This window comes from Pseudomonas sp. MWU12-2029 (assembly GCF_023242425.1).
GTDB lineage: Bacteria > Pseudomonadota > Gammaproteobacteria > Pseudomonadales > Pseudomonadaceae > Aquipseudomonas > Aquipseudomonas kribbensis.
The window spans coordinates 1,036,156-1,052,466 of the sequence record NZ_JALJDY010000001.1; the positions used below are offsets into that span (position 1 = coordinate 1,036,156).

General features: G+C 60.2%; 10 protein-coding genes. 2 read left to right on the forward strand and 8 right to left on the reverse strand.

Features of this window, described 5'->3' with window-relative positions; all coding sequences use genetic code 11:
• Positions 1-579 precede the first annotated feature (579 nt).
• Positions 580-924, forward strand: a complete 345-nt coding sequence (locus tag M5B44_RS04930; protein WP_007953863.1) for a cupin domain-containing protein — start codon at positions 580-582, stop codon at positions 922-924.
• Between the two features lie 76 nt (positions 925-1,000).
• On the opposite strand, the gene mmsB is transcribed toward M5B44_RS04930, so the two are convergent.
• On the reverse strand, positions 1,001-1,888 hold the full coding sequence (mmsB, locus tag M5B44_RS04935) for a 3-hydroxyisobutyrate dehydrogenase (protein WP_248738392.1): 888 nt from the start codon (positions 1,886-1,888) through the stop codon (positions 1,001-1,003).
• Between the two features lie 9 nt (positions 1,889-1,897).
• Positions 1,898-3,424: a CoA-acylating methylmalonate-semialdehyde dehydrogenase gene (locus tag M5B44_RS04940; RefSeq protein WP_248738393.1), complete on the reverse strand. Its 1,527-nt coding sequence runs from the start codon at positions 3,422-3,424 to the stop codon at positions 1,898-1,900.
• 149 nt (positions 3,425-3,573) lie between these two features.
• On the opposite strand from M5B44_RS04940, the gene M5B44_RS04945 reads away from it, so the two are divergent.
• Positions 3,574-4,521, forward strand: coding sequence for a LysR family transcriptional regulator (locus M5B44_RS04945; protein WP_248738394.1), 948 nt, complete (start codon positions 3,574-3,576; stop codon positions 4,519-4,521).
• Here the strand turns inward: M5B44_RS04945 and M5B44_RS04950 are convergent.
• The 6 genes from M5B44_RS04950 to recC form a co-directional block, all read right to left on the reverse strand.
• Complete coding sequence (locus M5B44_RS04950) at positions 4,518-5,018, reverse strand: OmpA family protein (protein ID WP_248738395.1); 501 nt, start codon at positions 5,016-5,018, stop codon at positions 4,518-4,520. The genes M5B44_RS04945 and M5B44_RS04950 overlap by 4 nt on opposite strands.
• The gene (locus M5B44_RS04955; RefSeq protein WP_248738396.1) at positions 5,018-6,286 is read right to left on the reverse strand and encodes a diguanylate cyclase domain-containing protein; all 1,269 of its coding nucleotides are present in this window, start codon (positions 6,284-6,286) and stop codon (positions 5,018-5,020) included. The genes M5B44_RS04950 and M5B44_RS04955 overlap by 1 nt, the downstream gene beginning before the upstream one ends.
• Positions 6,283-6,858 carry a YfiR family protein gene (locus tag M5B44_RS04960; RefSeq protein WP_114881328.1) on the reverse strand — a complete coding sequence of 192 codons (576 nt, stop codon included), beginning with the start codon at positions 6,856-6,858 and terminating at the stop codon, positions 6,283-6,285. Before M5B44_RS04960 ends, M5B44_RS04955 begins: the two co-directional genes overlap by 4 nt.
• Positions 6,859-6,977: 119 nt before the next feature.
• Positions 6,978-9,083 (reverse strand): exodeoxyribonuclease V subunit alpha, encoded by a 2,106-nt coding sequence (gene recD / locus M5B44_RS04965; protein ID WP_248738397.1) that lies wholly within the window; start codon positions 9,081-9,083, stop codon positions 6,978-6,980.
• Positions 9,080-12,769 (reverse strand): exodeoxyribonuclease V subunit beta, encoded by a 3,690-nt coding sequence (gene recB, locus M5B44_RS04970; RefSeq protein ID WP_248738398.1) that lies wholly within the window; start codon positions 12,767-12,769, stop codon positions 9,080-9,082. Before recB ends, recD begins: the two co-directional genes overlap by 4 nt.
• Positions 12,766-16,218 (reverse strand): exodeoxyribonuclease V subunit gamma, encoded by a 3,453-nt coding sequence (gene recC, locus M5B44_RS04975; protein WP_248738399.1) that lies wholly within the window; start codon positions 16,216-16,218, stop codon positions 12,766-12,768. Before recC ends, recB begins: the two co-directional genes overlap by 4 nt.
• Positions 16,219-16,311 lie beyond the last annotated feature (93 nt).

The following is a 16,311-nucleotide window of genomic DNA, read 5'->3' on the forward strand; positions in this document are numbered from 1 at the left end:
ATGTCGTCCACAATAAAGCCTCATTCCATTGATGCCGGGCACATAAAAATTCGATAGGCGTGCGTATCCCGCAGAAATAATTCCGCCGCAGCACAAATAATAATTAACTGTTTATTTAGGGCTTCCATTCAAAGCACGCACGACATTGCGTCTGCGCAACTTATTAACTGACCGGTTCATTCAATTGTCGTTATTCATTAACAACAGGTAGAAGTTCACGCTTGCGCCGAAGGCCAAGTCAGTTTCATGTGAAGAAAAGCCGATTCAAGTCTGTCCGTGACTCTGGTGTAGCTCCATTAGGGTGGGATTGTCCTTTAGTACGAATGTTATAGTACAGACGATTTTGTTTTGCAATAGGTGCCAGAATGGTTATCTCGTTTTGGTCTAAAAATTTATTGAACTTTTATGGTGCGCACTTGTATTAAAACCGTCATATATGCACTGCATTGGTGCAAATGGCGGTTTTATCGGGTTTTCCCGCTCAGCGCTAACGGGCATCCGGAGGTCGAACCCAGACATTCCGACGGTGCTCACCCACGTTACGGTGGCGACTCAAACTGCCTTTGACCTGGAGCCGTCATGCCCGCACCTATCACCGTTCTGCGCGACACCCACCCGCTGCCCGTACTCGACGCCTGCAAATGGGAAAAGCTCGAGGGCGACCCGCACACCGTCAACCTCAACGCCTACACCAGCGAAGACGGCAGCAAGATCATGGGCACCTGGATCTGCACGCCAGGCAAGTGGCGAGTGGACTACGTGAAGTGGGAGTACTGCCATTTCCAGGAAGGCTACTGCGTCATCACCCCGGACGGCATGGAGCCGATCCACCTGCGCGCCGGCGACATCTTCGTCGTCGAGCCGGGCATGAAAGGCACCTGGGAAGTGGTCGAGACCGTGCGCAAATATTTCGTGTTCGCCTGATACAAAAAAGCCGGGAAACCACCCGACGTGATTTCCCGGCAATACAGACCTGTGCAGAGCACAGGCCTGGCGACATTTACTGCGGTTTGCGATAGCTGTTGATGATCGCCGAGAAGTCCTTGCCACCTTCCCCGCGCTGACTCATCGCCTGATACAACTGCTGCGCCACCGCGCCCAGCACCACCGGCTGATGGGCCTGACGCGCCGCTTCGGTGGCCAGCCCCAGATCCTTGAGCATCAGCTCGGCGCCAAAGCCACCGGTGTAACCACGGGAGGCCGGTGCCGTTTCGACGATGCCCGGCCATGGGTTGTACATTTCCGAACTCCAGCAACGACCGGTCGAGCTGTTGATGATCCCGGCGAGCACACCGGTATCGATCCCCAGCGCATCGCCGAGGGCCATCGCCTCGCTGACGCCGACCATCGAAATGGCGAGCAGCAGGTTGTTGCAGATCTTGGCAATCTGGCCGGTGCCGACTTCACCGCAATGCACGATGTTACGGCCCATCTGCGCCAGCACCGGTTGCAGAGTGGCGAACAGTTCCGGGGTGGCGCCGACCATGAAGGTCAACGTACCAGCCGTGGCGCCGCCGGTACCGCCGGAGACCGGTGCATCGGCCATGGCCACGCCTTGTTTGGCAGCCGCTGCTGCCACGTCGCGCGCAGTCTGCGGATCGATGGTGCTGCAATCCACTGACGGCACGCCTTTGCCGATCCCGGCCAGTACGCCGTCTTCACCGAGCCAGACACTGCGCACATGCACGGCGGCCGGCAACATGGTGATCACCAGCTCTGCGTCTTCGGCGGCCTCACGGGCCGAGGCACGGATGGTGCCGCCCAGTTGCTCGAGCTCCGCCAGCACGGTTTTGTTCAGGTCCACCAGATTCAGCGAATGCCCGGCCTTGATCAGGTTGCGCGCCATCGGCGCGCCCATGTTGCCCAGACCGATAAATGCGATTTTCATGGCCATTCCTCAGCGCAGGTTGATGGTGGTGTTCACGCCGTCGTTGACGCTGTCGTCATCGAACCAGCGCGCGGTGACCGTTTTGGTCTGGGTGTAGAACTGCACCACTTGCTTGCCGTACGGGCCGAGGTCGCCGAGTTTCGAACCGCGCGAACCGGTGAAGCTGAAGAACGGCACCGGCACCGGAATCGGGATGTTGATGCCGACCTGGCCGACGTCGATTTCAGTCTGGAATTTACGCGCCGCCGCGCCGCTCTGGGTGAACAGGCCGGTGCCGTTGCCGAACGGGTTGGCGTTGACCAGCGCGATGGCCTGATCGAGGGTGTCGACTTCCAGCACCACCAGCACCGGGCCGAAGATTTCCTGGGTGTAGATCTGCATGTCGGTGGTCACGCCCGAGAACAGGGTCGGGCCGACGAAGTTGCCGCTCTCGTAGCCCGGCACGCTGATGTCGCGACCGTCCAGCTCGAGTTTGGCGCCTTCCTTGATACCGCTTTCGATCAGATCGAGAATCCGCGCCTTGGCCTTTTTCGAAATGACCGGGCCGACATCGGTGCCCGGCTCGTTGCCGGCGTTGACCTTGAGTTTCTGCGCCAGCGCTTTCAGATCCGGCAGCCACTGCTTGGCCGCGCCCACCAGCACCACCACCGAGGTCGCCATGCAACGCTGACCGGCCGCACCGAAACCGGCGCCGACCAGGGCATTGAGCGCTTGCTCGCGATTGGCGTCCGGCAGCACCACGGCGTGGTTCTTCGCGCCCATCATCGATTGCACTCGCTTGCCATGTTTACCGGCCAGGTCATAAACGTGGGTGCCGACGGCGGTCGAACCGACGAACGAAACGGCCTTGATGTCCTTGTGGGTGCACAGGCCATCTACTACATCCTTGCCACCGTGCACCACGTTGAGCACGCCCGCCGGGATGCCGGCTTCGATGGCCAGCTCCACCAGCAGCATGGTCGACAGCGGATCCTGTTCGGACGGTTTGAGCACGAAGGTGTTGCCGCAGGCGATGGCCATCGGGAACATCCACAGCGGAATCATTGCCGGGAAGTTGAACGGCGTGATGCCAGCGCAAACGCCGATCGGCTGACGCAGGGTGTAAGTGTCGACGCCACCGGCGACGTTTTCGGCGAACTCGCCCATCTGCAGGCTACCGATGGAGCAGGCGTGCTCGACCACTTCCAGGCCACGGAAAATATCGCCCTCGGCATCGGCAATGGTCTTGCCCTGCTCGGCGCTCAGTACAACGGCGATGCGTTTGGAGTGTTCGCGAATCAGTGCCTGCAGCTTGAGCATGATGCGCATGCGTGCGCCGATCGGGGTCAGCTTCCAGGTCTGGAAGGCGCGCTGGGCGGCACTCACGGCTGCGTCGACTTCAGCGGCGGTGGCAAACGGGACTTTGGCCAGCACCTGCTGGGTCGCCGGGTTGACGATGTCGTGCCACTCGGAGGTCTGCGATTCGACCCACTCGCCGTCGATCAGCAGCTTGACCTTCTGGACCGTGGTTTCGTTGGGCGTAAGCGATGCGTTCATGCTGGTCTCCAGAAATTGTTTTTATCTTGGGAGCCAAGGCGAGAGGTTCGCCTTGAGATGAGGCGTGTGTCGCGAATTGGTTGTCGGACTGTTTTTGGAGTATAGATGTGCAAACTTCTAATAAGAACGCACATATAAGCCCGTCCATCATGCAAAAAAACATCACGTCTTTAGGCTCGCTGAACTGGGACGACCTCAAGTTTTTCCTCGAAGTCGCCCGTACCCGCAAGGCCAGCACTGCGGCCAAACGTCTGGCGGTGGACTACACCACGGTGTCGCGCAGAATCGGTTCGCTGGAAGCGGCATTGGGCACATTGCTGTTCGAGAAGTCCCGCACCAGCGGTTTCGTGCTGACCGCTGAAGGCCAGCGTCTACTGAGTTACGCCGAGTCGATCGAAAGCACGCTGCACATGGCCTGCGAGCAGGTGTCCGGATCCGGCGTCGCGCTGTCCGGGCATGTGCGCATGGGCTGCACCGAGGGTTTCGGCAGCTTCTTCATCACCCCGCAATTGAGCCACTTCGTCGACGCCTACCCGGCGATCTCGGTGGACATCCTGCCGTTGCCGCACTTCATCAGCCTGTCCAAACGCGAAGCCGACATCGTCATCGCCCTCGAACGCCCGGAGCACGGGCCGTACGTGTGCTGCAAACTCTGCGACTACCGCCTGCAGCTCTACGCGACCCAGGAATACCTCGACAAACACCCACCGATCCGCCGCCCCGTCGACTTGGGCAAGCATCAATTCATCAGTTATGTGGATGACCTGGCGTTCAGCTCGGAGCTGCTGTATCTGGCAAACGTGGTGCCCGGCGCCAGCGCGAACTTGCGCAGTACCAGCGTGATCGCGCAATTCGTGGCGGCGCAGCAGGGGCGTTCGCTGGCGATTCTGCCGTGTTTCCTCGCGGCCCAGGACCCGCGCCTGTTGCCGGTGCTGCCGGAGGAAATCGACATCACCCGGCAGTTCTGGATGTACTGCCGGGAGGACCTGCGCAAGCTCAAGCGGATCACCCTGTTGTGGGATTACATCCGCGAGGTGACCGAGCGCAATCAGGCGCTGTTGATGGGACAGACCCGGGAAATGCAGTTCGCCGACTAGTCGGCGCTGACCACGATCGACACGCGGCGGTTTTCGGTGCGGCCGGCAGCGGTGTCGTTGGAGGCTACCGGCTCGCGGCTCCCGAGGCCTTGCAGCTGGATGTTCTCTTCCTTCATGCCGACTGTGGTCAGCACTTTGCCCACACTCTTCGCTCGGCGCAGGGACAGCTGCTGGTTGTAGGCCTCCTTGCCCGAGGCATCGGTGTGGCCATCCACGCGAACCCGCTCGATGCCTACACCCAACAAGGCCTTGCCGATACGCTCGACGATTTCGGTACTTTGCTTGTTCAGGCTTTCGATGTCGCTGCCAAACAGCACTTTGCCCGACAGGCCGAACTCCCAGCCGTCATCGGTCAGTTCAAAGCCTTGCTGCTTGAGCACGGCAATCTGTGCCGGCGTCAGGCCTTTTTGCGGAGCGGTCTGGCAACCGGTCAGGGCCAGCATGGCGGTCAGTAACAGGGTGGAAAACAGTCGAAAGGAAATTGAGAACACGGGCATCAGCTCCTGGTTTGAACGGGATCGACCGGGTGCTCCGACCCGGCGGTGAATTGGGCGCCGCGGGACAGGCGCTTGGCTTGATACATCGCGGCGTCGGCCGCATCGAGCAAGGTGCCGGGCGTGGCGCCATGGTCGGGGTAAACCGCAATGCCGATACTGAGCGAGGTCACCACACTGGTGTCGCCCGGCAATGCAATCGGAGTGTCCATGCTGGCGAGAATCTTGTCGGCAATGCGCTCGGCGTCTTCGGTCTTGTGCAACGGCGTCAACAGCACGGCAAATTCATCGCCGCCCAGACGCGCCACCAGATCCTCTTCGCGCAACTGCGCCCGCACCCGGTTCGCGACCGCCACCAGCACCGCATCGCCGGCCGCATGGCCAAAATTGTCATTGATCTCTTTGAAACGATCACTGTCGAGAAACAGCACCGCCACGCGCTCGTTGAGTTTGTTGGCACTGCGCAATGCACGAATCAGGCGCCCTTCGAAAAACGCCCGGTTGGGCAGTCCCGTAAGGCTGTCGTGCGTGGCCTGGTGGGCAAGGGTTTCGTTCTCGTTTTGCAGGTGGGTCTGCCACGACTCCAACTCGTCGAGCAGAGCGTTGAAGTCGTTGCCGAGGTTGTGGAGCTCGGCGATTTTCGCCGGTGGCACCCGCCGGTCCAGTGCCCGTTCACTGCGAGCGGCGTGGGCCACTCCCGCCAGGCTGTGCAGCGGGCCGATGATCCCGCGCAACTGACGGCGCGCCAGATAGAGCGCCACCCAGGCGCTGATCGCCGTGCAGAGAATGATGCCCGCCAGACCGCTCAACAGAAACTGCATCAGGCTGCCGCCGTGACCGATCAACAGGATCCGGCCGATCTCGCGATCCTGGTGCAGGATCGGCAGGCTGATCGGCTTTTCCAGCACTATCCGCGTGATCTGCATTTCCAGCCCGGAAAACAAACCGTTTTCCGGTCGCTGCCATCGCGCCAGCAACTGACCCTGGCTATCCAGCACCTGCGCGTCCGCCACCTCTTCGGTCGAGGCGATCAACGCCAGCGCCTCCGTCGCGGCAGGCTTGTCGTTGAACACCACCGCCGCTTCCACGGTGTAACTGATCGAACGAGCGATCAGGTGCAGGTTGTGGTCGGCATAGACCCGCAGCGCCAAAACGCCAAGCAGGGTCAGGGACACACTGGCCATCGCCACGGCAACCAGCGCCACGATCAAATGCCCGCGACCGATGACCGAACCCAGGGTCGGACGCCCTGTGGATTTGTCGCGTCTCATGGAGCCGCCGGCTTGCGGCGCGACAACTGCAGCACGCTAGGATGAATACGCACGCCGCTGCGGGCGACGGAGTCGAGATTGACCTCGAACGACACCTGCTCGTCACCGACCCGCAGGCAGAACAGGCTGCCGACCGTGCATTGATCGCCGCCCTCGCTGATGCTCAATACCGGGTGACCGATCAGCGAAGCGAACAGACGGCTGCGTTCATCGGCGGTGAGCTTGCCGATATACACCGCATCGCACTCGCTGACGATGGACGGGTTATCGGCCAGGAGGCGACGCACCGTGACAGGCCGGCCCGTAGCCTGGGTCGTGCCTTTCACCAGATCGTCGGTGTATTCGGTGGGACCGACGATGCACAGGCGCAATTGCGCAGGCTCGACCGGCCAACGGGCGTAACTGAGGATGCCAAGGACTACCTGAGTGACGGATTTGGCCCGTTGTTCAGCCATACCGACCGGTGTTTGCGGCTGGGCAGCAACCCCGCCTGTGAGCAAACAGAGCAGAACGGCAAGCAACGCTCGCTTGCTGCCAACTACGCGCTCTGTCGCCCAGACAGCCAGCTTCATGCAGGGATTCTCTTGGATCGTTACGAAATGATGCCGCAACGATAGCACAGCGTTGGAACGCCAGCGATACAGCCCCCTCTGACCGGTCGGTCAGATAACGCCAGTAATCACTGGCAACTTCACCCTCGAAGCGCCGCGCCTTCCTCCAGTTCCAGCATCAAACCGCTCAAGCGCTTGACCTTGCGCTGCACCGCTTCCTCGAATACCCCGGCTCGCGGTTCGATCAAGGTGAACCAGTGTTTGGCTCGGGTAATGCCGGTGTAGATCAGCTCTTTGGTCAATACCGGATTCAGAGCGTCGGGAAGGATCAACGCGGTATGGGCAAACTCCGAGCCTTGCGACTTGTGCACAGTCATCGCGTACACGGTTTCTACATCATTGAGCCGGCTCGGCAGCACAAACCGCACCCCACCGCGCCCATCGTTACGCGGGAACGCCACCCGCAGCACCGGCTCACCGGCGTTCGGCCCATCTCGTTCGGGCAGTTTGAGAGCGATGCCGATATCACCGTTCATCAGCCCCAGGCCATAGTCATTGCGGGTCATCAGGACCGGACGGCCTTCATACCACTGCTGGTCGCTGTCGATCAGCCGCGCCTTGAACAGCGCTTCGGTGATACGCAGGTTCAGCCCCTCGACACCCCACGGTCCTTTGCGCACGGCGCACAGTAACTGGAACGTATCGAACGCCTGCAAGACTGCTCGCGCCCAATCGAGCCAACCAGGATTTTCAAGAGGGGCACCGACGGGCGGGCGCTGATTGCGCAAGACGCTCAGGTAATGCCGATAACCGTGAGGGCCCTCGCCATGCCCATCCAGAACGAGGCGCTCCAGTGCATGGTCATGCTCTCCCTTGAGTGCCAGCGAATACACGTCGTCATGGCTTCGTGCTGCCAGCAAGTGACGAGCCTCATCCGGCCGTTGCTGATTCACCCGGCGCGCAAGCTGGCCGATGCCACTGCCCTCGCCGAAACGCCGCGAGTGACGCAACATCACCACTTGCTGCGCCAGCGGGTGCGTACCATCCGTGTCTTCGTGCAAACCGGCGTCCTGCAAGGACTCCCCGCTCACGGATTCCAGCCACTGACGTGTCTGCGGACTGTACCAACCCGCCTCGGCATCGCGACACAGATCCCCCAGCACCGCACCGGCCTCGACAGAGGCCAGTTGATCCTTGTCGCCCAGCAACACCAGGCGAGCATGTGACGGCAACGCATCAAGCAGGTTGGCCATCATTTCCAGGTCGATCATGGACGCTTCATCGACCACCAGCACGTCCAGTGGCAGACGATTACCGGCATGGTGACGGAAGTGCCGGGTGCCGGGACGGCTGCCCAGCAGGCGGTGAACGGTGGTCACCTCGGAAGGAATCTTTTCCCGAACGTCGTCTGCAACCTCCAGCGATTGCACTTGTTGGCTGATGGACTCGGTCAGCCGCGCTGCCGCTTTACCCGTAGGCGCAGCCAGGCGAATACGCAGAGGCTGGCCGGCTTCGACCGCCGGGGCCTGAAGCAACGCCAGCAAACGCACGACCGTGGTGGTCTTGCCGGTGCCCGGCCCGCCCGTGACGATGCTGAAGGCACCTCGGGTCGCCAGTGCGCAGGCGAGTTTCTGCCAGTCGATCACGCCGGTTTTCTTTGCCGTCCCGAACAATTCGTCCAGTCGCTGCGACAGATCACCCGGCGTCGGTTCATGCTCTGCCAAACGTTGGCGCAGTGCCGTGTCGATACGCCGTTCATAGGCCCAGTACCGGCGCAGGTACAGGCGTTTACCGGACAGCACCAGAGGGCATTGCCGTGCAGACTCACTGTCGTCGGCAGCCAGCGCCACCAGAGGGCTGCCGGCCAGCACTTTGCACCAGTGTGCGCCGTCAAGTGACTCAAGCAATTGCGATGGCAACAACACACCGGATTGCGCATCACCTTCAGGTGGCAGGGACAGGGCAAAGTCAGGAGCCTTGAGGGTTTCGAACAAATCCAGGCACACATGACCATGACCGAGCTGGTGACTGGTCAAAGCGGCGGCAAGCAGGACCAGCGGGTCGACGTCTGGCACCAACTCGTGAAGAAACGTCACGAAGGCCTTGTCCAGAGCCCGTAGCCACCCTCGCTCGACCCAGTGGGTCAGCAACTGCAGCAAGTCCTCGGCCTGCATCAGGGGCGTCAGTCGAGCAAGACTGTCTGCATCCAGCGCAATCGGCGACAAGTGCGCGAAGGTGCGGCTCATAGCAATTCTCCCTGTTCCCATACCGGCTCGGATTTCGGTTCCGGTTTACCCTGGAACATCCGGTCCAGACGCTCGATCAGCTCCCGTGGAGGCCGCGCGAAATACACGCCACCGCTGTCTGCCCGTGTACCCCGCAGGAACAGATACAGCGCACCGCCCACGTGCCGGTCGTAATCGTAATCGGCGAGGCGGGCCTTGAGCTGACGATGCAGTGCCAGCAGGTACAGCACGTATTGCAGGTCGTAGCGGTTTTCCAGAATCGACTGTTCCATGGCCTGCTCGGTGTAGGCGGCATCATCGACGCCCAGCCAGTTGGATTTGTAATCCGCCACGTAGTAACGACCATCATGCTCAAAGGTCAGGTCAATGAACCCTTTGAACATGCCGTTGAGTTGCACGGCCTCGGCGGCAACCCTGGCAACGCCGTTGTGGGTGAACTTGCGTACCTGCTCGTCGAGTCTGACGACATCGACCTTGTGGCTGGCGAACCAGAACTCCATCTCGACCCGATACTGTTTCAGTTGCTCCAGCACGACTGAAGGTCGACCGGCGCCTGCCGGCATCGGCGATTTGAGCAGATGCTGCAACCAGTCGCTGAGAGTCGTGATCCAGCCTTCCCAGCCACGACGATTGCAGCGCCGGGCGATCGCGTCTTCCAACGCTTCGCGCGAAACCGCGAAACCTTCATCGCCTGCCCATTCGAGCAGTCCGTGAAGAAACGTTCCCGGATTCGGTCCTCGGGGGAAGCGGTGAATCTCGGCGCCTCCCGGAACGATCTCGCGGGGGGCATCGGGCTCGAGGCGCTCGTCGTCGAACAGTTTCTGCGCTTGGGGACTGTCAGGTGCTTCATCACTGCCCACGCTCAACACATCACTGATGCGCAATGCGCTATAGGAAGCAATCCACCAGTTTTCGCTGGCCTTGCGTTTGGGGATTAACGTGGCACTTGGGGTCGCTTCGTTGCGGGGTGGCAGGTAACGCTCGCTGGTTGCCAGCGGCATTTCCACGATGCTCAGCGCTGGGCAATGTTGGTGCAAATCGTCGAGCCAACGGGTCAGACCGCTGGACTCGCTCAGTGACGCGCCACCACCCAGCAGATAGCCAAATGCTGAAAGATGCAGGACCGAGCTGCTGTTATTACCGCGTTTAAGGTCCGTCACACCGAGCCAGCACGCATGTTGTGCCCTGGTCAGCGCGACGTAGAGCAAACGCAGATCCTCCGCCAGACGCTCATTGTCGGCCAGGGCAATCAGCTCGGCATCCGGTTTGAGACTGACCTGAGCCTTGCCGGATGCATCGTGGTAGTGCAACGGCAGCCGGCTGCCGTCCACGGGTTTGGCCGAGCAGATGAAGGGCAGAAACACCAACGGATACTCAAGCCCCTTGGACTTGTGGATCGTCACGACCTTGACCAGTTGCTCGTCGCTTTCAAGGCGCAGGATTTGCTCCTCACCCGCCTGACCGGACAACGCAAGGTGCTCGGCCAAATGACGGATCAGCGCCTGCTCGCCATCCAGTTCGGAGGCCGCCTGCTGCAACAACTCCGACAGGTGCAACAGGTTAGTCAGCACCCGCTCACCATCACTGCGAGCGATCAGGGTTTGCGGTAGATGGAAGTCATGCAAAAGATGCCGCAACATCGGCAACACGCCTTGTTTACGCCAGATCTCGCGATAGGCTCGGAATTGCATGACTCGGGCTTCCCAGACCAGTTCGTCCTGATTCAGGCGCTCGAGTTCAGCCAACGGCAGATTCAAGGTAATACAGGCCAGGGCTGCTTTCAGTGAGCGCTCGACATCCGGCTCGGCACAGGCCTTGAGCCAGGCCAGCAGGTCATGGGCCTCCTGGGCCGCGAAGACTGAATCCTTGTCCGAAAGATAGACGCTGCGCACCCCACGGGCGGCAAGCTCACCGCGTATCGCTTGAGCCTCCTTGCCATCGCGCACCAGAATTGCGATGTCCGCCGGCTGCAGCCCGCGAAAATCCTTGCCGTCCTGCTCGAAACCCGCGCTGCCGGCTTGTCCGCCATTGAGCAGGGCAGTGATTTCACTGGCGCAGGCCGCCGCCAGCTGCTGGCGGTAGACCGCACCGGAGACTGGCTGCTCGGTGGATAAACGCCAGATGTTCAGCGCCGGCACGTCTTGCCCGGAAATCAGTAAATGCTCCTTGCGCCCCTGAGAATCCACAGGCTGAAACGGCACCGGGTTGTCACCGTCTTTCTCCCGAAACAGAAACGCACCGCGTCCCTGCTCACGGGACTCGGCGCGCTCGAACACCTGGTTTACTGCACGGACCATCCCGTGGCTGGAGCGAAAGTTCGTACCCAGCGTATGCAGTCGCCCTGCGGTGGCTATTCGCGCGCGCAGGTAGGTGTAGATGTCCGCGCCACGAAAGGCATAGATCGCTTGCTTGGGATCTCCGATCAGAAACAGTCCGGTCTCGGGATTGTTTTCCTCGATGCGATAGATGTTCTCGAAGATCCGGTACTGCACCGGATCCGTGTCCTGGAATTCGTCGATCAGGGCGACCGGAAACTGCTCGCGGATAAGCGTGGCGAGGCGCTCGCCGCCTTCGGATCGCAACGCGGCGTCAAGGCGCAGCAGCATGTCATCGAAGCCCATTTCGGCACGTCTGCGCTTCTCTTCCTCAAAGCGCGCACCTACCCATTTGGCGGCGTGCTGCAACACAGCCGCGTCAGGCGTCGGCAGCCCGTCGAGACTCGACTTGAGCCTCGACATCGCGTCCAGTCCCGGATGACTCGGGGGCTCGCCTTTCCAGGCTTCGGCCATGCCGTCCGGCGTGAGCCGGGTAAATCCGGTACCGATATCCAGTTGTTCCAGTGACTCGTCTTCAGCCCAGGTCTTGAGCTTCTCGAACCAGGGCTCAAAGTAGCGGGCCTGCATCTTGCGTCCGTCGACTGTCTTGCTGGCAACACCCTGATGACAAATGGCGAGCAATTCTTCCGCCCACTGCTGCCAGGGCTTTTTCAATTCAACCAATGCTGCGCGGCGTTCCAGCAGGCACTCGTCGATCAGTTCGGCCGGAGATCTGTCTTCCTTGCCGTCACGTTCAGTGCCGAAGAGAGCACGTACACGAGGCAACAGGGCGGCCGGACCTCCCCAGTTAGTACGAACCCAATTCAGGGCATCCCCCTGCATCGGATAGCAGAACAGGCGCCAGTAATCACGGAGCACTTCGCCGAGCAGATCGCTGTGATCGGTTTCCAGAGACTGGGTAAACAGACTGCCGCTGTCGAATGCGTGTTCGCGCAGCATTCGCTGACACCAGCTGTGGATCGTCGAGACCGCAGCCTCGTCCATCCATTGCGCGGCGATATCCAGGCGATTGGCGCAACCGGGCCATTGCTGAGGATCGAACTGCGCGCGCAGCTCATCGATCAACGTATCAGGAGGCGGCGTCTCGTCACGGAAGAAGCGTGCGGCCTCGGCCAGACGTGTGCGGATGCGCTCGCGCAACTCCTTGGTTGCCGCATCGGTGAAGGTCACTACAAGAATCTGCGGTGGCAGCAGTTCACGACCGAAGCCACTCGCTTCGCCTCCATGACCAAGGATCAGGCGCAGATACAACGCGGAGATGGTGAACGTCTTGCCGGTGCCCGCGCTGGCCTCGATCAGTTGACTGCCCTTCAATGGAAACGCCAGGGCAAGTGGCTGCTGTGTACTCATGAACGCACCCCCTCGCTGGCCAATGACTGCCAGGGGGCTTCGAGCACCGGGCGGTATAGAGCGTTACACCAATCGGGGAATGTTTCCTCGACCAGCAAAGCATCGTAATCCGGGAACTGCCGCGCCAATGCGGGACTTTCGCGTCTCTCGCCTTCGCTGGTCTGGCCATCACCTTCATAGGCTTTGCGTGCAGCGGCTTCAGCCTTCAGCGGGTCGCTCTGGCCCAGCCATGCAAAAGCGGTTTTCACTGCAACCGGAAGTGGCTGGCGCATTCCTGCCTGCCAGGCGAGCAGAAGGTCTTCGAGTATCCGCCATGCCCGATCCTGCTCCATGGGTTCAAGCAAAAGAGTGTCGTCGCTGGCGACCAGCGCAGTGGTCAAGGACAGCCCGCTCGTACAAGCGACCAGATGATCGACCCACGGTTTGATCAGACGGTGCCATTTGCGGTTCTTGATTGAACCGATGCTGTTGGGGATCGTCGTCACCGACAGCACACCGCCATCGGCGCGCTGATGCAAACCTCCAAGCCATCCTTCCAGGCGTAATCCCTGCCATTCAAGATTGATCGGGATCGCACTGGTCAGCGGAGTCGGCCAAAGCGTCAGCAGTTGTTGATAGCGTTGCAGCAAATCAGGAAGGGGTTCGATCAACTCTCGCTGCAGACACTCTCCGAATCCCGCCATGGGCAGCAGTCCGCTGTTTTGCAGGCGCCGGGCCTGAGCTTCAAGCGCCTGATCAACACTCTCCGGATGCCTCAAGGCCGCGTCGAGCAAACTGCTGCTGAGGGTGTATCGCTGCAATGCATCCAGCACAAAAGGCTCTTCATCGGCTTGAGGCACTTGCGCCGCTTCGAAGTAAACCTTCAAGCGTTGAGTGAAAAAGTGTCGAACCGGGTTACGCAGAAAATCCTGCAGCAGTGCAAGGCCGAGCGGCTCCTCCTGGACATGGGGTTCAAGCATTCCTTTCACTTCGGCAGGCTCATGAAGTTGATGCAGCAGCTGCCATTCATTGGCATAGCTGAACAGCTCATCACCGTCATGGAAGTAACGTGAACTGAATGGCTGCAACGGGTGATCCTGGGTCATGGCATGCAACAGATCCGCACTCTCATCAGTCGTTCGCCAACCATTGGCGAGATGATCGCGCAACTGACCGATCAGCACCGAGGGTGGCCGTTCACTGTTGTCACGAATGCTGCGTCCAACCCAACTGATGTAGAGCTGATGACGAGCAGACAGCAGTGCTTCGAGCAGCAGATAGCGATCATCTTCACGGCGGGAGCGATCTCCCGGCCGGTAATCGCTGCCCATCAGGTCGAAGTCCAACGGTGGTTGTGCCCGGGGATAATCACCGTCGTTCATGCCCAGAAGGCAAACCAGCTTGAACGGGATTGCCCGCATCGGCATCAAGGTACAGAAATTCACCGCGCCGGCCAGAAAGCGTTGGGACAAACGCCCTTGATCCAGCCCGGCCAGCCAGGCCTCACGAACAACGGTCAGCGGCAACTCTTCTTCCAGTCCGACAGACTCACAGGTTTCCAGCCATGTTTCGCGCAGATCCTCAAGCTGAGTCAACAAGTAGTCGTCATGCTCATTGCTCGCTTTGAAAAACAACTGCATCAGTACCTGTAACCGACTCCCCCACTCTTGAGGTTTCGCAGGCTTGAGCAATTGCTGGTGCGAGTACTCCAAGGCATCCAGCAAGGCGGACAACGGACCGATCAGCGCGGCATCGAGGCCGCCAATTTCGTCGTAGGGCTCAATGCCTGCGCAGGCACTGGAATCGCCAACCGCGTAACCAAGGAGCATCCGCTTCAGGCCGAAACGCCAGCTGTTCTGCTCCAGTTCATTTGGCAATCCCAGTCCGGCACGTTGGTCAGCGTCCATCCCCCAACGCACCCCGGCGCCTTCGATCCAGCGATGCAGTGTCGGCAAGTCCCGCTCCTCCACCCCGAACCGTGCGCGTAACGCCGGCACATCGAGCAAGTCGAGAATTTCACTGACGGGGAAACGACTGTCGGGCAGTTTGAGCAGATGTTCGACGGCGATCAGCAATGGGTCGCGACCGCGTTGCCCCTGGTCGGCCAGCGTGAAAGGAATGAACCGTGGATCGTTACGATCCAGTTGCCCGAACACTGCACGGACGTGCGGTGCATAACTGTCGATGTCGGGCACCATCACGATCACATCGCGGGGACGCAGTTCCGGATTGGCGCTGAATCGAGCCAGGAGCTGATCGTGGAGAATCTCGACTTCGCGCTGCGCACTATGGGCAATGTGGAATCGAATCGATTGATCCTGCTTCAGATCGACTTCAGGCCAGAGCTCACGCGTCTCGCTGAGCGGGCGCAACTCCAGAATGTCATCCTGCAGTTGATTGAGCATGTTTTGCGGGGCCGTTTCGCTGAACAGATCGATACGACCATTGCGAAATGCCGCGCGATAGCTGCCGGGGTCGTCATAGCTGTCGAGCAGATTGATGTAGTCACGACCTTGCTTGCCCCAGGCGGCAAGCAGCGGATGGGCGTGTTGATGCAGTGACTCTGGATCCAGCACTACGGGCATGCCGCTCTTGCGAGCCTGACGCTTGTATTGATGACGCAACAGATCCTTGTCGGCAACGATATCGGCCCAATGATAACGGCAAGGATTATGTACGCAGAGCAGGACCTGGCTGAAACGGGCCAGCCCAGCCAATGCTTCGAGTACTTGTGCAGGCAGTGAGGAAATTCCGAAGACGATTACCCGTGACGGCAAGCCTGTCGGTGCTTTTTCAAGGTTGTTGATACACTCGATGAATCGCTGGTGCACGCCTGCCCGACTTTGAGCCATGCCTTGCTCACCGACATCTTCAAGCAATGCGCGCCACAGCTCCGCCTGCCAGCAACTGGTGCTGGGCAGCGGTTTCACCTCCCCCCTGACATTTCGTAGCTGATGACGACCCTCGGCCCAATCCTCGAGCCAGTCGGCACGATATACCTGATACTGATCGAACAGATCCGCCAGACGCTCGGACAACTGGTAGCGCTTGCGCAAGTCGGTGTCATGGGTCAGGAATCGTTGCAGGGGTTCGAAATGCGGCAGGTCAATGACCTGCGGTAACAGGCGCATCAGTCGCCAGGTCAGAGGGGCCTTGTCGAGCAAGGACTTGGCCGGAATCTCATCTCGCCCCAGGACCATGCGATAAAGCTGCCACATGAAACTGCCCGGCAACTGCACATCAATTGCAGCGGCAATACCGCAGCCACCCAAGTCATCCTCTTCAGGATCCTCAGCCAGTGCAAGCTTGAGCCATTGAGCAATGCCGTTGCTCTGCACGAGCGCAATTTCGTTCTCCAAGGGAGCCAGCGGATAACGCCGCATGATGCTGATCACAAGGCTGCGCAGTTCGTCCAGGCTGTTGCTCTGGACCACCATGAATGCAGCGTTGAGGGACTGAGTGTCCGGCATAAGGCTTCCTTGGAAAAGTACAAAAGCTAGGGCTGAACCTTAGCATTCCCGGCTGGCTAGGGCAGCCGCAAGGCGTCCGAGAATGCTGTACGA

Excerpts from the sequence above, each read along its gene's own strand:
- mmsB (WP_248738392.1), bottom strand. The coding sequence starts at position 1,888 with ATGAAAATCGCATTTATCGGTCTGGGCAACATGGGCGCGCCGATGGCG.
- M5B44_RS04945 (WP_248738394.1), top strand. The coding sequence starts at position 3,574 with ATGCAAAAAAACATCACGTCTTTAGGCTCGCTGAACTGGGACGACCTC.
- M5B44_RS04940 (WP_248738393.1), bottom strand. The coding sequence starts at position 3,424 with ATGAACGCATCGCTTACGCCCAACGAAACCACGGTCCAGAAGGTCAAG.
- M5B44_RS04930 (WP_007953863.1), top strand. The coding sequence starts at position 580 with ATGCCCGCACCTATCACCGTTCTGCGCGACACCCACCCGCTGCCCGTA.
- recC (WP_248738399.1), bottom strand. The coding sequence starts at position 16,218 with ATGCCGGACACTCAGTCCCTCAACGCTGCATTCATGGTGGTCCAGAGC.
- M5B44_RS04960 (WP_114881328.1), bottom strand. The coding sequence starts at position 6,858 with ATGAAGCTGGCTGTCTGGGCGACAGAGCGCGTAGTTGGCAGCAAGCGA.
- M5B44_RS04950 (WP_248738395.1), bottom strand. The coding sequence starts at position 5,018 with ATGCCCGTGTTCTCAATTTCCTTTCGACTGTTTTCCACCCTGTTACTG.
- recB (WP_248738398.1), bottom strand. The coding sequence starts at position 12,769 with ATGAGTACACAGCAGCCACTTGCCCTGGCGTTTCCATTGAAGGGCAGT.
- M5B44_RS04955 (WP_248738396.1), bottom strand. The coding sequence starts at position 6,286 with ATGAGACGCGACAAATCCACAGGGCGTCCGACCCTGGGTTCGGTCATC.
- recD (WP_248738397.1), bottom strand. The coding sequence starts at position 9,083 with ATGAGCCGCACCTTCGCGCACTTGTCGCCGATTGCGCTGGATGCAGAC.